The sequence below is a fragment of the Hyphomonas sp. NPDC076881 genome (assembly GCF_050269995.1).
Lineage (GTDB): Bacteria > Pseudomonadota > Alphaproteobacteria > Caulobacterales > Hyphomonadaceae > Hyphomonas.
Map to the genome: position 1 here is coordinate 87,036 of NZ_JBNNJJ010000011.1, position 16,985 is coordinate 104,020.

Sequence of the window (16,985 nt, forward strand, 5' to 3'; positions counted from 1 at the left end):
CATGTCGCAGATCGGCACCTTCACCCGTCAGCAGTCCGGCTTTGTCGGGCGCGTCCACACCCTCACGCTCTACTGCGAAGTCACTGTCGTCCCCGCCGAGTCGTCGGATACGGAGAACGCCCCGGACTATCGCCTCCATCAAGGAAATGACGATGGCCCGGAGATCGGCGCGGGCTGGAAGCGCACCGGCGAGCGCGCCGGCGAATACATTGCTTTCCTGATCGACGATCCGGCCTTGCCGCAGCCGATCCGCGCCAATCTGTTCCGCGACGACGACGCGGGCAGCGCCTGGTCGCTGCACTGGAGCCGTCCGCAGAAGCGTGACGGAAAGGACTGACGCGATGCGGCGGACCTCACTCTTTCTCCTTGTCGGCCTGACGTGCGGTTGCGGGCTCGCGGTCCCGGTCTTGGCGCAGCCGTCGAGCATCGCCGCTTCGCCCGCCCGCGATCCTTTCGGCGAACTCATCGCAGAGGCGGCGCAGCGCTTCGCGCTTCCCGCGGCATGGATACGCGCGGTGATGAAGGCCGAGAGCAATGGCGATCCCCGCGCGGTCTCGCCCAAGGGCGCAATGGGCCTGATGCAGATCATGCCGGCGACATGGGCGGGTTTGCGTAATCGCTACCGCCTTGGCGCCGATCCTCACGATCTGCGCGACAACATCATCGCGGGTGCGGCCTATATCCGCGAGCTGTATGACCGCTATGGCTCGCCCGGCTGGATCGCGGCCTATAACGCCGGTCCTGGACGTTACGAGGACTGGCTGAAGGGCCGTCCTCTGCCGGCCGAAACACGCGCCTATGTCGCCACCGTCGCGCCGTCACTCGGCGATGGCGACGCATCCGCACCGATCCTGATCGCCACGGCCGACCCGCTCGCCTGGACCCGCGCGCCGCTGTTCGTCGCACCGTCGGCGCGCGCAACGGCGGCCGGTCCTTCGCCGGCCGAACGCACCTCCAATGACGCTGACACGACGCCGGGCGTGCGCGATGTTTCCGCCATCGCGCCGCAGTCCGGCGGTCTGTTCGTCGCACGGGCGGACACGGAACGACAGCCATGAGGCTCGCAATCGTGTCCGCCCGGCGGGAGGTTCCGGTGTGCAGGGGATGGGGCTGGCGACGGTCTCATCCCCCGGCAGAAGGGGCGAAACAGGCAGGAAGGCGGGAGGGCAAGATTAAAGCGGACGGCACCCTATGGGTCCGATCCGGGGGCCAAGCCCTTGTCTGCACACTGTTTGGGGCGGCACCATCGCCAGGCCGGCAGGGTGCCGCGAGTTCCGGTAAAGCGAGCATTTTCAGCCTTTGTCGCGGCACTCCTGCCCAAGATCGGCAGCTTCGTGCGGATCGCCGACCGTGAGCGACGACGACGATAGCTTTCGGCCGAGGCCCGGCCGCATCCGCTCCAAGGGCGCGAAGGCCGGTCAGACCAGGAGCTTCCTCAGTAAGGTTCGGAAGATCGCCCGACATCAGCAGGCCGGACCAGGCCGAAGGTCCTCCGCCAAGGGTGGAGGTCCCGGCCGGTCGGCGAATGGCCTGAGCGTCGTCGCGTCCGGCCGCGGCGTGCAGCGCGGGCGCGGCGCATCCTTCGTGCGTGCACGCAACCTGTCGAATGGCTGGAGTCATCGCCAGTCCGGCAGTCGGCGGGTGATCGTCAAATCCCGGTCGGTTCGCGCCCCAGGCCGCAGCGGCAAGGCCGCCGCCCATCTGCGCTACATCCAGCGCGACGGCACGGCCCGCGACGGCGAGCGGGGCCGGCTCTATTCGGCGACTGAGGATCGCGCCGATGGCGACAGGTTCCTCGATCGCGGCAAGGACGATCGCCACCAGTTCCGGTTCATCGTCTCGCCGGAAGACGCCGCCGATCTCGCCGACCTGACCGGCTACACCCGCGACCTGATGGCCCAGGTCGAAACCGACCTTGGCACGAAGCTCGACTGGGTCGCCGTCAATCACCACAACACCGGCCACCCGCATGTCCATGTCATCGTCAACGGCCGCGACGCCTTGGGCGAGGATCTCGTCATCAATGGCGACTATCTCGCCAACGGCATCCGCGAGCGGGCAAGCGAACGGGCGACGCTCGAACTCGGCCCCGTCACCGAGATCGAGCAGCGCCGCAAGCTCATGGCCGAAATCGACCAGGACCGGCTTACCCGCATCGACCGGGCGATGATCGCCGAAGCCGAGGATCGCTTCATCGACCTGCGTCCCGAGCCGGACGACCTGCGCGGCCAGGCCGACCGGACGCTGCGGTTGCGCCGTCTTGGCAAGCTCGGCGACATGGAGCTTGCCACCGAACATGCGCCCGGCGTCTGGGAATTGAGCGACCGGCTGGAACCGACGTTGCGCGAGCTGGGCGAGCGCGGCGACATCATCCGCACCATGCAGCAGGCGTTGCGGGCCGAAGGCGCCGAGCGCGATCCGATGACGTTCCAGATTCACGACGCCGCGCCGGCCGCGCCGATCGTCGGCCGCGTCATCGACAAGCATTTGTCCGACGAGTTGGGCGAGACCCTGACTCTGGTGGTCGATGGCGTCGACGGACGCACGCACCATATCTCCGGCATCGACCCAACCCGCGTCGAGGACGCGCGCATCGGCAGCGTCATCGAGATCGGGCCGCCGGACAGCACCGGCCGCCCGTCCGATCGCGCCATCGCCGGCCTAGCCGAGGACGGCATCTATCGGCCGAGCCGCCATCTGGAGCAGGCGCGGTTCGACGGCCATGTGCCGAACGGCGACTATGAGGGCTTCGTCGACGCCCATGTCCGGCGGCTCGAAGCGTTGCGCCGCGCCGGAATCGCCGAGCGCATCGACGCCGACCAGTGGCGCATACCCTCCGACTTCGAGGCGCGAGCCGCCGCTCATGACGCCGGGCGGAACGGCCGCGCCAATATCCGCATCCTCTCGACCTTCGATCTGGAGCGCCAGATCGGATCGGACGGCGCGACCTGGCTGGACCGGCGGCTTGTCAGCACGGATACCTCCGACCTGTCGCCGGCCGGCTTCGGCGCACAGGTGCGCGAGGCGATGGATCGCCGCCGCGACCACCATGTCGATCAGGGCGACGCCGCCCGTCAGCCGGACGGGCGCATCGCCTACCGGCGCAACCTGATCGCCACGCTTCGGGAACGTGAGGTCGCCCGCGCCGGTGAGGAGCTGGCGGCGAAGAAGTCGCTGCCGTTCCGCATGGCCGCCGACGGCGAGACCGTGACTGGCGCCTTCACCGGAACCGCGCAGCTATCGAGCGGCAAGTTCGCCATCGTCGAGAAGTCCCATGAGTTCACCCTCGTTCCGTGGCGGCCTGTCATCGACCGCCAGCTCGGCCGCGAAGTCATGGGCGTCGTCCAGGGCGGGTCGGTATCGTGGCAGTTGGGCCGGCAAAGGGGGCTGGGCATTTGAGGCAAGCTGTCTCCACCCCGACCGGAGCCTGGATGGCCGCCTTCAGGGCCAGGGCGGCGGTAAGCGCGGCGACGCGACACGGACCATCCGTTTTGTCATCCATGGCATCCGAAACCTCGACGCTTCGGATTTTCTATTGCTTCTCGCCAAAGCGGATACTCTCTGATCGGCTCCATCTCTTTTGCCGGCCGGAGCCTTTATGTCTGGAACCCGTGTCCTTTGGGGACAAGTCGCCATCGTCCTGTCCATCGTGCTCACCGCCATCTGGTGTGCGACGGAATGGACGGCGTGGCGTCTCGGCTTTCAGGCGCAGCTCGGACAGCCGTGGTTCGAGGTGGCGGGCTGGCCGTTCTATTACCCGCCGATCTTCTTCTGGTGGTGGTATTGCTACGACGCCTATGCGCCGTCGATCTTCATCGAGGGCGCCTATATCGCGGCCTCGGGCGGGTTCATCTCGATCGCCGTCGCCATCACCCTGTCGGTGCTCCGGGCGCGGGACGAGAAGGACGTCGTCACCTATGGTTCGGCACGCTGGGCCGAGCCGGCGGAGATCCGGGCCGCCGGACTGCTCGGCGCGGACGGCGTGATCCTCGGCCGCTACGACCGCGACTATCTCCGACACGATGGCCCGGAGCATGTCTTGTGCTTCGCGCCGACCCGATCGGGCAAAGGCGTCGGCCTCGTGGTGCCCACGCTGCTGACCTGGCCGGGCAGCACGATCATCCACGACATCAAGGGCGAAAATTGGGGCCTAACCGCCGGCTTCCGGTCCCGGCATGGCCGCGTGCTGCTGTTCGATCCCACTGACCCGGCGTCGTCGGCCTACAATCCGCTGCTCGAGGTGCGGCGCGGCGACAAGGAAGTCCGCGACGTGCAGAACATCGCCGACATTCTCGTCGACCCCGAAGGCGCGCTCGAGAAGCGCAACCATTGGGAAAAAACCAGCCATTCGCTGCTGGTCGGCGCGATCCTCCATGTTCTCTACGCGGAACCCGACAAGACGCTCGCCGGCGTCGCCAACTTCCTTTCCGATCCGAAGCGTCCCGTCGAGGCGACGCTGCGCGCCATGATGAACACGCCGCATCTGGGCGAAGCCGGCGTCCATCCCGTCATCGCGTCATCGGCCCGCGAACTGCTGAACAAGAGCGACAACGAACGCTCTGGCGTGCTTTCGACCGCCATGTCCTTCCTCGGCCTCTACCGCGATCCCGTCGTGGCGAAGGTGACGGCGCGCTGCGATTGGCGCATCGCCGATCTCGTTGCGGGAGACAGACCCGTCAGCCTCTATCTCGTCGTCCCGCCGAGCGACATCAACCGCACCAAACCTCTGATCCGCCTGCTGCTCAATCAGGTCGGGCGGCGGTTGACCGAAGACCTGAAGACCTCGGCCAATCGTCATCGGCTGCTGTTGATGCTGGACGAGTTTCCGGCGCTCGGCCGGCTCGATTTCTTCGAGTCCGCCCTGGCCTTCATGGCGGGCTACGGCATCAAGTCCTTCCTGATCGCGCAGAGCCTCAACCAGATCGAAAAGGCGTATGGCGCGAACAATAGCGTGCTCGACAACTGCCATGTGCGCGTCGCCTTCGCCACCAATGACGAGCGCACCGCCAAGCGAGTGTCGGACGCGCTCGGCACCGCGACCGAGATGCGCGATTCCACCAACTATGCCGGCCACCGGCTTTCGCCCTGGCTGGGGCATCTGATGGTGTCGCGGCAGGAGACGGCCCGGCCGTTGCTCACCCCCGGCGAGGTGATGCAGCTCCCGCCCGCCGATGAATTGCTCCTGGTCGCGGGCGTGCCTCCGGTGCGCGCGAAGAAGGCCCGCTACTACGAGGATGCGCGGTTCCGCGAACGTATCCTGCCGCCGCCGAAACCCGCAGGCGCGAAAGCGTCGGCGAAGCCCCCCGCCGACGATTGGTCCGCCTTGGCGATCCCGGCCGCATCCGCAGGCGCGACGCCGGGGAGCGCAGCCGGCATGACCGCCGATCCCGCCAACGCCGGCATCCGCCGCGAGCCGGAATTGCCAGAACATGAGGAAATCGCGCCGCCCGAGCGCCCGGCGCTCGGAGAGTTCGACCTGCTCGACGACGAACCGGACCTCGATGCCGCCAAGGCCCGCAATCTCCGCCTGCGAGCCGGGTCCATCGCCCGGCAGGCGACGATGGACCCGGCCGATGGCGTCGAGTTGTGAGGTGACTGGCCATGCAGACCAAGACCCGCATGAACGTCTATTTCGAGCCGGAGCTTCTGAAAAAGGTCGAGGCGCTGGCGCTCCGGCGCCGCGTCTCCAAATCCGCCGTCATCGAAGCCGCCGTCGCCTCCTTCCTGTCGGCTGACGCATCGGAGCGATTGGAGGCCGTCTTCGCGCACCGCATGGACCGGCTTGGCCGCCAGATCGATGGCATGGACGAAGACCTGGCCATTCTCGGCGAGACGCTGTCGCTGTTCATCCGCTTCTGGCTGACCATCACCCCGCCATTGTCCGACAGCGCGCAGGCGTCGGCGCGGGCCAAGGGCGTGGAGCGGTTCGAGAGCTTCCTGCAAACTCTCGGCCGGAAACTGGCGACCGGGGATCGCTTCCTCAGAGACCTGTCGCGCGACATCGACTCACAACGCAGCAAAACCGCCGACCCGGAGTAAGGGACGCCGATGAGGTCGGCGAGATTTTACTCAACACCGCCGTTCTCCTGTATTTGCGCGCTACGCTACTACTCTCGCAAATCCTTGTTGAGCCGGCCTGATTTCTGGCTCTTTTAATCATCCCCGTCCGGGGACCGTCTGATCTCTCCCCGGCTGGATCGGGGATCGGATGGCGATTTCACAGAACAATTCGGAAGGACTGGCGCGCGGGGCGCGGATGCTGCGTACCGCGCTCGGCCCCGCCATCGCCCGCTTCATGGAAGACGCCTCCGTCGTCGAGGTGATGCTCAATCCCGACGGGCGCATCTGGATCGACCGGCTCTCGGAAGGGCTGGCCGACACGGGTGAGCGCCTCTCGCCCGCCGATGGCGAGCGCATCGTGCGCCTGGTCGCGCACCATGTTGGCGCCGAAGTCCATGCCGGCAGCCCGCGCGTCTCGGCCGAGTTGCCCGAGACGGGGGAGCGGTTCGAGGGCCTGCTGCCGCCCGTGGTGGCGGCCCCGGCCTTCGCCATCAGGAAGCCCGCCGTCGCCGTGTTCGGCCTCGACGACTATGTGAGCGCCGGGATCATGTCCGCCGCGCAGGCCGAGGCGCTGCGCCAGGGCGTCGCCGCCCGCGCCAACATCCTCGTCGCGGGCGGCACCTCGACCGGCAAGACGACGCTCACCAATGCGCTGCTCGCCGAAATGGCGAAGACCGCCGATCGCGTCGTCATCATCGAGGACACGCGCGAGCTGCAATGCGCTGCGCCCAACCTCGTCGCCATGCGGACGAAGGATGGCGTCGCCTCGCTCTCCGATCTCGTCCGCTCCTCGCTTCGCCTGCGCCCCGACCGCATCCCGATCGGCGAGGTGCGCGGCGCCGAAGCGCTCGATCTCCTCAAAGCCTGGGGCACCGGCCATCCCGGCGGCGTCGGCACGATCCACGCCGGCAGCGCCATCGGCGCGCTGCGGCGCATGGAACAGCTCATCCAGGAAGCCGTCGTCACCGTCCCGCGCGCGCTGATCGCCGAGACGATCGACCTCGTGGCCGTGCTCTCGGGCCGCGGCCCCGCACGCCGTCTCTCCGAACTCGTCCGCGTCGAGGGCCTCGGCCCAGACGGCGATTACCGCGTCGCGCCTGCCGTCAGCCCCCCCGCCTGCGCGAACGGCGGCCCCGCGCCCTCTCTCATCCCCGCCAGCCCCGAAGGAGAAGCCCTGTGATCCAACGCCTGCACCAAATCCGTCCACGCCTCGTCGCGGCGCTATCCATCGCCACGCTCTCCGTGGTGATGGCGGCTCCCGCCCACGCCTCCGGCTCGTCGATGCCGTGGGAAGCGCCGCTGCAATCCATCCTGGAGTCGATCGAAGGTCCGGTCGCCAAGATCATCGCGGTCATCATCATTATCATGACCGGCCTGACGCTGGCCTTCGGCGACACGTCCGGCGGCTTTCGCCGCCTGATCCAGATCGTGTTCGGCCTGTCGATCGCCTTCGCCGCCTCGAGCTTCTTCCTGTCGTTCTTCTCCTTCGGCGGCGGAGCGCTGGTCTGATGCTGGGCGCGGCCGACGACGTGCCGGGCTTCACCGTGCCGGTTCACCGGGCGCTGTGCGAGCCGATCCTGCTCGGCGGCGCTCCGCGCGCCATCGCCATCATGAACGGCACGCTGGCCGGCGCGCTCGGCCTGGGTCTGCGCCTCTGGCTGGCCGGCATCGTGATCTGGGCCATCGGCCATGTCGCGGCGGTGTGGGCGGCCAAGCGCGACCCGCTGTTCGTCGACGTCGGCCGCCGTCACCTGCGCATCCCCGCGCACCTCACGGTCTGAGCGGGAGAGCGACGATGATGAATCTCGCCGAATATCGCGACAAGAACACCCGGCTTGCCGACTTCCTGCCTTGGGCGGCGCTGGTCGGCACGGGCGTCGTGCTCAACAAGGACGGGAGCTTCCAGCGCACGGCGCGCTTTCGCGGCCCCGATCTCGATTCCGCCGTCGCGGCCGAGCTGGTCGCGGTCGCCGGCCGCCTCAACAACGCCTTCCGCCGCCTCGGCTCCGGCTGGGCGATCTTCGTCGAAGCACAGCGCCATCCCTCCAACCGCTATCCCGACGGCCATTTTCCCGACGCCGCGTCGGCGCTGGTCGATGCCGAGCGCAAGGCCGATTTCGAGGAAGCTGGCGCGCATTTCGAGTCCAGCTATTTCCTGACCTTCGCCTGGCTGCCGCCGGCCGAAGACGCGGCCCGCGCCGAAGGCTGGCTCTACGAAGGCCGCGAGCAGAAGGGTTTCGATCCGCACGAGGCGCTGGGCGGCTTCACCGACCGCACCGACCGGCTGCTGCGCCTGGTCGAAGCCTTCATGCCCGAATGCCGCTGGCTCGACGATGGCGAGACGCTGACCTATCTCCATGGCTGCGTCTCCACGCATCGGCACCGTGTCCGCGTTCCCGAGACGCCGATCTATCTCGATGCGCTGCTGGCCGATCAGCCGCTGACCGGCGGCCTCGAGCCGCGTCTCGGGCAGGCGCATCTGCGCGTCCTCACCATCACCGGATTTCCGACAGCGACGACGCCGGGCTTGCTCGACGAATTGAACCGGCTGGCCTTCCCCTATCGGTGGAGCACCCGCGCGATCCTGCTCGACAAGACCGACGCAACGAAACTGCTGACCAAGATCCGCCGTCAGTGGTTCGCCAAGCGCAAGTCGGTCGCCGCGATCCTCAAGGAGGTGATGACCAACGAGGCATCCGTCCTGGTGGACACGGATGCGTCGAACAAGGCGGCGGACGCCGATCTCGCGCTCCAGGAGCTGGGCGCCGATTACGCCGGGATCGCCTATGTCACCGCGACGGTGACGGTGTGGGACACCGATCCGCGCGCCGCCGACGAGAAGCTGCGCCTGGTCGAGAAGGTCATCCAGGGCCGCGACTTCACGGCGATGGCCGAAACCATCAACGCGGTGGACGCCTGGCTCGGCAGCCTGCCCGGACACGTTTACGCCAATGTCCGGCAGCCGCCGATCTCCACCCTCAATCTCGCCCACATGATCCCCCTCAGCGCCGTGTGGGCGGGGCCGGAACGGGACGAGCACTTCGCAGCGCCCCCGCTGCTGTTCGGCAAGACCGAAGGCTCGACCCCGTTCCGGTTTTCCCTGCATGTCGGCGATGTCGGCCATACCCTGATCGTCGGCCCGACGGGCGCCGGCAAATCCGTTCTGCTGGCGCTGATGGCCTTGCAGTTCCGCCGCTATGCCGGCGCTCAGGTCTTCGCCTTCGATTTTGGCGGTTCGATCCGGGCGGCGGCGCTGGCGATGGGCGGCGATTGGCATGACCTCGGCGGCGATCTTTCCGACGGCTCAGAAACCTCCGTCAGCCTTCAGCCGCTGGCCCGCATCCACGATGTTCCCGAGCGCGCCTGGGCCGCTGACTGGATCGTCGCCATCCTGACCCGTGAAGGCGTCGCCATCACGCCGGAGGTGAAGGAGCACGTCTGGACGGCGCTGACCTCGCTGGCCTCGGCGCCGGTCGAGGAACGCACCATCACCGGCCTTTGCGTGTTGCTCCAGTCCAACGACCTCAAGCAGGCGCTTCGCGCCTATTGCATCGGTGGCCCCTATGGGCGGCTGCTCGACGCCGAACGCGAGCATCTCGGCACGGCGACCGTGCAGGCGTTCGAGACCGAGGGGCTGATCGGCACCGATGCGGCACCGGCGGTCCTCTCCTACCTCTTCCACCGCATCGAAGACCGCCTCGACGGATCGCCGACCCTTCTCATCATCGACGAGGGCTGGCTCGCGCTCGACGACGAAGGCTTCGCCGGCCAGATCCGCGAATGGCTGAAGACCCTCCGCAAGAAGAACGCCAGCGTCGTCTTCGCCACGCAATCGCTCTCCGACATCGACGGCTCGTCCATCGCGCCAGTCATCATCGAGAGCTGCCAGACCCGGCTGCTCCTGCCGAACGAGCGCGCCATCGAGCCGCAGATCACCGCGATCTATCGCCGCTTCGGCCTCAACGACCGTCAGATCGAGATCATCGCGCGGGCCATGCCCAAGCGCGACTACTACTGCCAAAGCCGCCGCGGCAATCGCCTGTTTGAGCTGGGGCTGTCGGACGTCGCCCTCGCGCTCTGCGCTGCTTCTGCCAAGACCGACCAATCCGCGATCGCACGGCTGCTCGCCGAACACGGGCAGGCCGGCTTTCTCGTCGCTTGGCTCCGCCACCGCGATCTCGGCTGGGCGGCCGACCTCATTCCAACGCTCACCCTGAAGGAGAAACTGCCATGACCTTGCCTCGCTCCCGCGCGGCGCGGCTCGCCGCCGCGCTGCTCCTCGCCCCAGTCGCGCTCACCCCAATGCTGGCGACGCCGGCGCAGGCCCAATGGACCGTGTTCGACCCCACGAACTATGTGCAGAACGTGCTGACGGCCGCCCGTAGCCTTCAGCAGATCACCAACCAGATCACCTCGCTTCAGAACGAAGCGCAGATGCTCATCAATCAGGCCCGAAATCTGGCGAGCCTGCCCTATTCGTCGCTGCAACAGCTTCAGCAGTCGGTGCAGCGCACGCAGCAACTGCTCCAGCAGGCTCAGAACATCGCCTACGACGTCCAGCAGATCGACCAGGCGTTCCAGACCAAATACGCCAATGTGTCGATGTCGGCGTCGGACACGCAACTGATCGCCGACGCCAGGACCCGCTGGCAGAATACGGTGGGCGGTCTGCAAGACGCCATGCGTGTGCAGGCCACGGTCGTCGGCAATATCGACACCAACCGCACGCAGATGTCGGCGCTGGTCGGCGCCAGCCAGTCGGCGACGGGCGCCTTGCAGGCGACACAGGCCGGCAACCAGCTCCTCGCCCTCCAGGCCCAGCAGCTCGCCGACCTCACCGCCGTCATCGCCTCCAACGGGCGCGCGCAGGCGCTGCAATCGGCCGAACAGGCCGCCGCCGCCGAACAGGGCCGCGAACAGCGCCGCCGCTTCCTGACGCCGGGAACCGGCTATCAGCCCGGCAACGCGCAAATGTTCCACGGCAACTGAGGGCGACCCGATGGACGGCAAGACCCTCGCGCGCCTCGGCGCTGTCGTCTTCGTCGCGATCGCGGTCACGGCGACCGCGATCGAGATGACCCGCAAGGACGACCGGCAAAACAGCCCGACGGCGCAGACGCGCACCGTGACGGAACGCGATCCGCTCGGCGCGGAGCTGGCGCGGTGCAGCGCCATGGGCGAAGCCGGGCCGCGCGATCCGTCCTGCCTGCGAGCGTGGGACGAAAACCGCAAGCGTTTCCTCGGTCAGTCGGCTCCGGCCCCAGCACCCGCGCCGGCGGGACCGGCGACATTGTTCCCGAACGCCCCCGCCGACGCGGCTCCCGACGACGCCACGCCCGCCATTCAGGCGGAGCCCTCTCGGCCCGAGGTGCGCTGATCGTGGGCGGCACCGGCGTCATTGACCATTTCCTCGAGGTCTTCACCAGCTACATCGATGGCGGCTTCGGCCTTCTGCAACCGGAAGTCGGCTTCATCGCCACGACGCTGATCGTCATCGACGTGACGCTCGCCGCCCTGTTCTGGAGCTGGGGCGCAGATGAGAACATCGTCGCCCGGCTGGTGAAGAAGACGCTGTTCGTCGGTGTTTTCGCCTACATCATCGGCAACTGGAACAATCTCGCCCGTATCGTCTTCGAGAGCTTCGCCGGCCTCGGCCTGAAGGCGTCCGGCACGAGCTTCACTGTCACCGACCTGCTGCGCCCCGGCAAGGTGGCGCAAACCGGCCTCGACGCCGGACGGCCGCTGCTCGATTCCATATCCAGCCTGATGGGCTACTGGTCGTTCTTCGAGAACTTCATCCAGATCGTCTGCATGTTGTTCGCCTGGGCGCTAGTGCTGCTCGCCTTTTTCATCCTCGCCATCCAGCTCTTCATCACCCTGATCGAGTTCAAGCTGACCACCCTGGCCGGCTTCGTGCTGATCCCCTTCGGCCTGTTCGGCAAATCCGCCTTCATGGCCGAACGGGTGCTCGGCAACGTCATCTCGTCCGGTATCAAGGTGCTGGTGCTTGCCGTCATCATCGGCATCGGCTCGACCCTGTTCTCCGAGTTCACCACGGGCTTCGGCGGCGCCACGCCGTCGATCGACGACGCGATGGCGATCGTGCTCGCCGCCTTGTCGCTGCTGGGCCTCGGCATCTTTGGCCCCGGCATCGCCAACGGCATTGTCTCAGGCGGGCCGCAGCTCGGCGCGGGCACCGCGATCGGAACCGGCCTGGCCGCGGGCGGTGCGATCGCGGCCGGCGCTGCTGCCGCAGGCGCGGCTGTTTCCGGCGGCACGGCTCTTGCGGGCGGCGCTGCCGCCGCCGCCCGTGGCGGGGCGGCTTTGGCTGGAGGCGCATCGACCGCCTACAGCTTGGGTGCAGCCGGTCAAACCGGCGCATCCGCCGTCGCATCCGGCCTGCGCAATGTCGCCAGCGCGGGCGCACAGGCCACCGTCTCGCCACTGAAACGCGCCGCTGGCCGCGCCGCCGACAGCTTGAAGCAGAGCTACCAATCCGGCGCGCGCTCCGCCTTCGCTGCGACAGGCGGGGCTTCGACCGCCGGCACGATCGGCGGCGAAGCCGAAGCCGTTTCCCAAGCCGCTTCCACCACCGACGGGCCGCCGGCCTGGGCCAGGCGCATGAAGCGCTCCCAGCAAATGACGCACGGCGTTCAAGCCGCCGCCCACGCTGTCCGCAGCGGCGACAGCCACGGCGCCGGCTCCACCGTCAATCTCTCCGAAGGCGACTGACCATGTTCAAACGACCCGCTACCCACTACGGCAAATCCCCGCAGCCCGAGACGCCCTATCAACGCGCCGCCCAGGTCTGGGACGAGCGCATAGGCTCCGCCCGCGTGCAGGCCCGCAACTGGCGCTTCATGGCCTTCGGCTCCCTCGCGCTGTCGATGGGCCTTTCCGCCGCGCTGGTCTGGCAATCCACCAACGGCTCGATCGTGCCGTGGGTGGTGCAGGTCGACCGCCTCGGACAGGCGCAGGCCGTTGCGCCGGCGACGGCCGACTATCAGCCGAACGATCCCCAGATCGCCTTCTACCTGGCGCGCTTCATCGAACAGGTCCGCTCGATTCCCGCCGACGCGATCATCGTGCGCCAGAACTGGCTGCGCGCCTACGACTTCACGACCCAGAGCGGCGCGCTCGCCCTCAACGACTACGCCCGGTCGAACGATCCTTTTGCCAAGGTCGGCAAGCAACAGGTGGCGGTCGAGGTGTCGAGCGTTATCCGCGCCTCGCCGTCGAGCTTCCGCATCGCCTGGATCGAGCGCCGCTATCAGGACGGCTCGCTCGCCTCCACCGAACGCTGGTCCGCCATTCTGACTGTTGCCGTGCAGCCCCCGCGCGACGCCGACACGCTGAAGAAGAACCCGCTCGGAATCTACGTCAACGCCATCAACTGGTCGAAGGAGCTTGGACAATGACGCCAGCACTCCGCAAAGCCGCCCCCTGGAGTGCAGGGCGTCCGGCTTGCCGCATCCACGCCAATCCTGCTTTCCGTAAGTCCGGCTTGCCGCTTGTGCTGCTCTGCACCTCGGCGCTCGCCGGCTGCGCCACCAGCAATATGCCGCCGCCCGAAATCGCCTACGACAACGCCATGCCCGCCGTGCAGGCGACCGAACCGCCCAGTCCCGTGCAGGTCGTGGAACTCCCCAAGCCCCTGCCGCTTCCCGGTCAGCTGAAGCCGGTCGGCAAGGACGGCAAGCCCGTTCCCGAAGCCGCCGACCCGACCGTGCGCGTTAACCAGGCCAACGCCGCCGCGCGGGTCCAGCCCGTCCGCGACGGCTTCATCAACTCGATGCAGGTCTATCCCTTCGTCAACGGCGCGCTCTACCAGGTTTATGCCTCGCCGGGGCAGATCACCGACATCGCGCTCCAGCCTGGCGAGCAGCTCGTCGGCGCCGGACCAGTCGCCGCCGGCGACACCGTGCGCTGGATTATTGGCGATACCGAAAGCGGCGCAGGCGCCGCCAGGCAGATCCACATCCTCGTCAAGCCGACGCGGCCCGAACTGCTCACCAACCTCGTCATCAACACCGACCGCCGCACCTACCATATGGAACTGCGCTCGACGCCTTCGACCTACATGGCGTCGGTCTCCTGGCAATATCCGCAGGACCAGCTCATCGCGCTACGGCGGCAGAATGCCGAGGCGCAGGCGGCGCAGCCCGTCGCCACCGGCATCGACCTCGCGCGGGTGAACTTCCGCTACGATGTGAGCGGCGATCGAGCGCCGTGGCGGCCGCTGCGCGCGTTCGATGACGGCCGGCAGGTGTTCATCGAGTTTCCGCGCGGCATCGGCCAGGGCGAAATGCCACCCCTGTTCGTCGTCGGCGCGGAGGGCGACACCTCCGAACTGGTGAACTACCGCGTGCGCGGCAACTACATGATCGTCGACCGGCTGTTCGCCGCCGCCGAATTGCGGTTCGGGGCGGGCAAGTCCCAGAAGCGCGTGCGTATCTCCCGCACCGATGGGAGGCCGGCATCGTGAGCGATGAACGCAATCCCGAAAGGGAAGAGAGCCGGACGCCCGATGCGGCGCCGCAGCCGGACGCGGCCGACGAGACCGACGACCGGCCGCTCACCGGCGAGCCGGTCGCGCCGATGCGGCTGCGGCCCGAGCCTCCGCGCGTCACCCGCTTGTCGCGCAAAGTGCTGGCCGGGCTCGGACTCGTCGCCAGCCTCGGTGTAGGCGGGGCGCTGCTCTATGCGCTCCAGACCCGCAACGCCGGCAATCAGGGACAGGAACTCTATTCCACCGACAACCGCAGCACACCGGATGGACTGAACGGTCTGCCGAAGGACTATAGCGGCGTTCCCAGACTCGGCCCGCCGCTGCCCGGCGATCTCGGCCGCCCGATCCTCAACGCGCAGAATGGCGGCCAACCGGTTCCCGCACCAGGCATGACCACGCCAGCGCCCCCCGGGCCGAGCCCGGAGGAACAGCGCCGCGCGCAGGAGCTGGAAGCGGCGCGCACCGCGCGTCTGTTCTCATCGACGGAGACACGGCCCGCCAGCTCCGCAACAACCGCGCCTGCGGCCGCGCCCGCGACCGACCTCGCCAGCCTCGGCCTCGCGCCGCAGCCGGCCACGCCCTCGGCGCAGGATCGCCAGCTCGCTTTCCTCAACCAGCCGCCCGACAAACGCACGGTCTCACCCGATCGGGTCGCCGCACCCGCATCGGCCAATGTGCTTCAGGCCGGCGCGGTGATTTCCGCCGCGCTCATCACCGGCACCCGCTCCGACCTTCCCGGCCAGATCACCGCGCAGGTGACGGAGAACATCTACGACAGCCCCACCGGGCGCATCCTGCTGATCCCGCAGGGCACGCGCGTCATCGGTCAGTATGACAGCGGCGTCGGTTTCGGCCAGCGCCGCATCCTGCTGGTCTGGAACCGGCTGATCTTCCCGAACGGCCGCTCCATCGTCCTCGAACGCCAGCCGGGCGCTGACGCCGAAGGCTATGCCGGGCTGGAGGATGGCGTCGACTATCACTGGGGCGAGCTGTTCAAGGCCGCGGCGCTCTCGACCCTCCTCAGCGTCGGGGCCGAAGCCGGCTCATCCGGGCAGGAAAGCGACATCGTGCGCGCCCTGCGCAACGGCGCGTCCGACAGCATAAGCCAGACCGGGCAGCAGATCGTCCAGCGCCAGCTCAACATCGCGCCGACGCTCACCATCCGGCCGGGCTTCCCCGTCCGCGTCATCGTCACGCGCGATCTCGTGCTCGAACCCTACGGAGGCTGACATGGCGAAGCTGAAACTCGGCCCGATCGCCGACGACAAGCCGGTCAAGATCACGCTGGAACTGCCCGCCAGTCTTCACCGCGATCTCACAACCTACGCGGAGATTCTCGGCCGCGAGGCGGGACAGCCGGCCACCGATCCGGTGCGCCTGATCGTTCCCATGCTGGAGCGGTTCATGGCGACAGATCGAGGCTTTGCGAAGGCGAAGCAGGCGGGTTCATCACCGCGTCCGCCTGCCTGACGGCCCGCCGATCGGTTTGCGACAGTATCCGGGCGAGGCTCAGAAACCTGCGGCAGGCCGGATTGTCGTTCCGGCGCGACCAGATCGCGCTGAACGGCAAGACCTCGCCCATGATCGGGCGATAGACGATACCGGGAATCTGAGCCCCTGTGGTCGCCTCGCTGGTCAGCGTCAGCCCGCGCCCGATGGCTACCATCGACAGCAGGACATCCCGGCCGACAGAGTGCGGGTGGATATTCGGATGGTGGCCGAGACCGGCCAGTCGCTGGATCAGATAGTCATAGATCTCCGGCCCTGGCGCCGCATTGCTGACGATGAAGTTTTCGCCGGCGAGATCGTCCCAATGCAGGGTCTGCTTCGTCGCCAGGCCGTGTTCCGTGGGCAGGACGGCGAACACCCTCTCCGACCAAAGCTGTTCTCTCTCGCAATCGGGCCATTCGGACGTGCCCGTGATGAACGCCACATCGAGTTGGAGCTGGCGGACCGCCGCCACATGGACCGACGGATTGCCCTCGATCAGCTCGACCGCCACCCGCGGGTGCTCGTCGTCGAGCGTCTTCATCAACTCGAACAGAAAGCCCGACGCCAGCGATGAGAAGATTCCAACCTTGATGATTCCGTCCTCGGATCGGCCGATCGCGGCGACGTCGTTGAAGCCAAGCTCAATCTGCTGAAGGGCGACGCGGACGCGGCGAAGGAAACGCTGCCCTGCCACCGTAAGCGAAACCCCGCCGGGATGGCGGTGGAACAGGGAAGCGCCAAGCCGATCCTCAAGATCCCGGATGCGCCGGCTCACGGCGGACTCCTGGATGTTCAGAAGGGCGGCCGCCTTGCGAAAACTCCCCTGCTCGGAAGCCGTGACAAAGTATTGGATATGACGCAACCTGAGCATAGCGGGGCCACCTCCCTCCTATTCTGTCGAGCAGAAAGTTACATCACGGCGACT

At 67.7% G+C, this 16,985-nt stretch carries 17 protein-coding genes; 16 read left to right on the plus strand and 1 reads right to left on the minus strand.

Annotation, left to right across the window (positions count from 1 at the left end):
• The first annotated feature begins 1 nt into the window (after position 1).
• The 16 genes from ACQKI2_RS13340 to ACQKI2_RS13415 all read left to right on the plus strand — a co-directional run bounded on the left by ACQKI2_RS13340 (position 2) and on the right by ACQKI2_RS13415 (position 16,039).
• Complete coding sequence (locus ACQKI2_RS13340; RefSeq protein WP_053553331.1) at positions 2 to 337, plus strand: DUF736 domain-containing protein; 336 nt, start codon at positions 2 to 4, stop codon at positions 335 to 337.
• A 4-nt stretch (positions 338 to 341) separates the two neighbouring features.
• On the plus strand, positions 342 to 1,058 hold the full coding sequence (locus tag ACQKI2_RS13345) for a lytic transglycosylase domain-containing protein (RefSeq protein ID WP_102114763.1): 717 nt from the start codon (positions 342 to 344) through the stop codon (positions 1,056 to 1,058).
• Positions 1,059 to 2,166: 1,108 nt separating this feature from the next.
• Positions 2,167 to 3,399 (plus strand): DUF3363 domain-containing protein, encoded by a 1,233-nt coding sequence (locus ACQKI2_RS13350; protein ID WP_427380182.1) that lies wholly within the window; start codon positions 2,167 to 2,169, stop codon positions 3,397 to 3,399.
• 199 nt (positions 3,400 to 3,598) lie between these two features.
• Positions 3,599 to 5,590 (plus strand): conjugal transfer protein TraG, encoded by a 1,992-nt coding sequence (locus ACQKI2_RS13355; protein ID WP_102114761.1) that lies wholly within the window; start codon positions 3,599 to 3,601, stop codon positions 5,588 to 5,590.
• Between the two features lie 11 nt (positions 5,591 to 5,601).
• Positions 5,602 to 6,039, plus strand: a complete 438-nt coding sequence (locus ACQKI2_RS13360; protein WP_102114760.1) for a ribbon-helix-helix protein, CopG family — start codon at positions 5,602 to 5,604, stop codon at positions 6,037 to 6,039.
• 169 nt (positions 6,040 to 6,208) lie between these two features.
• Positions 6,209 to 7,240, plus strand: a complete 1,032-nt coding sequence (trbB, locus tag ACQKI2_RS13365) for a P-type conjugative transfer ATPase TrbB (RefSeq protein WP_102114759.1) — start codon at positions 6,209 to 6,211, stop codon at positions 7,238 to 7,240.
• Positions 7,237 to 7,569, plus strand: a complete 333-nt coding sequence (locus ACQKI2_RS13370; RefSeq protein WP_102114758.1) for a TrbC/VirB2 family protein — start codon at positions 7,237 to 7,239, stop codon at positions 7,567 to 7,569. The genes trbB and ACQKI2_RS13370 overlap by 4 nt, the downstream gene beginning before the upstream one ends.
• Complete coding sequence (locus ACQKI2_RS13375; protein WP_102114757.1) at positions 7,569 to 7,841, plus strand: VirB3 family type IV secretion system protein; 273 nt, start codon at positions 7,569 to 7,571, stop codon at positions 7,839 to 7,841. The genes ACQKI2_RS13370 and ACQKI2_RS13375 overlap by 1 nt, the downstream gene beginning before the upstream one ends.
• Positions 7,842 to 7,855: 14 nt before the next feature.
• Positions 7,856 to 10,294 (plus strand): conjugal transfer protein TrbE, encoded by a 2,439-nt coding sequence (trbE, locus tag ACQKI2_RS13380; protein WP_102114756.1) that lies wholly within the window; start codon positions 7,856 to 7,858, stop codon positions 10,292 to 10,294.
• A complete protein-coding gene (gene trbJ / locus ACQKI2_RS13385; protein WP_102114755.1) occupies positions 10,291 to 11,049 on the plus strand; it encodes a P-type conjugative transfer protein TrbJ in 759 nt (252 codons plus the stop codon). The genes trbE and trbJ overlap by 4 nt, the downstream gene beginning before the upstream one ends.
• A gap of 10 nt (positions 11,050 to 11,059) precedes the next feature.
• Entirely contained in the window at positions 11,060 to 11,437 is a 378-nt protein-coding gene (trbK-alt, locus tag ACQKI2_RS13390) for a putative entry exclusion protein TrbK-alt (protein WP_102114754.1), read from the plus strand.
• Positions 11,438 to 11,439: 2 nt separating this feature from the next.
• Positions 11,440 to 12,792 carry a P-type conjugative transfer protein TrbL gene (gene trbL, locus ACQKI2_RS13395; RefSeq protein ID WP_102114753.1) on the plus strand — a complete coding sequence of 451 codons (1,353 nt, stop codon included), beginning with the start codon at positions 11,440 to 11,442 and terminating at the stop codon, positions 12,790 to 12,792.
• Between the two features lie 2 nt (positions 12,793 to 12,794).
• A complete protein-coding gene (gene trbF, locus ACQKI2_RS13400; protein WP_102114752.1) occupies positions 12,795 to 13,478 on the plus strand; it encodes a conjugal transfer protein TrbF in 684 nt (227 codons plus the stop codon).
• Positions 13,475 to 14,545, plus strand: coding sequence for a P-type conjugative transfer protein TrbG (trbG, locus tag ACQKI2_RS13405; protein ID WP_102114751.1), 1,071 nt, complete (start codon positions 13,475 to 13,477; stop codon positions 14,543 to 14,545). The genes trbF and trbG overlap by 4 nt, the downstream gene beginning before the upstream one ends.
• Positions 14,542 to 15,798, plus strand: coding sequence for a TrbI/VirB10 family protein (locus ACQKI2_RS13410; protein WP_102114750.1), 1,257 nt, complete (start codon positions 14,542 to 14,544; stop codon positions 15,796 to 15,798). The genes trbG and ACQKI2_RS13410 overlap by 4 nt, the downstream gene beginning before the upstream one ends.
• Before the next feature lies 1 nt (position 15,799).
• Positions 15,800 to 16,039, plus strand: coding sequence for a DUF2274 domain-containing protein (locus tag ACQKI2_RS13415; RefSeq protein ID WP_102114749.1), 240 nt, complete (start codon positions 15,800 to 15,802; stop codon positions 16,037 to 16,039).
• Here the strand turns inward: ACQKI2_RS13415 and ACQKI2_RS13420 are convergent.
• Entirely contained in the window at positions 15,972 to 16,931 is a 960-nt protein-coding gene (locus tag ACQKI2_RS13420; protein ID WP_102114748.1) for a LysR family transcriptional regulator, read from the minus strand. The genes ACQKI2_RS13415 and ACQKI2_RS13420 overlap by 68 nt on opposite strands.
• Between the last annotated feature and the right edge of the window lie 54 nt (positions 16,932 to 16,985).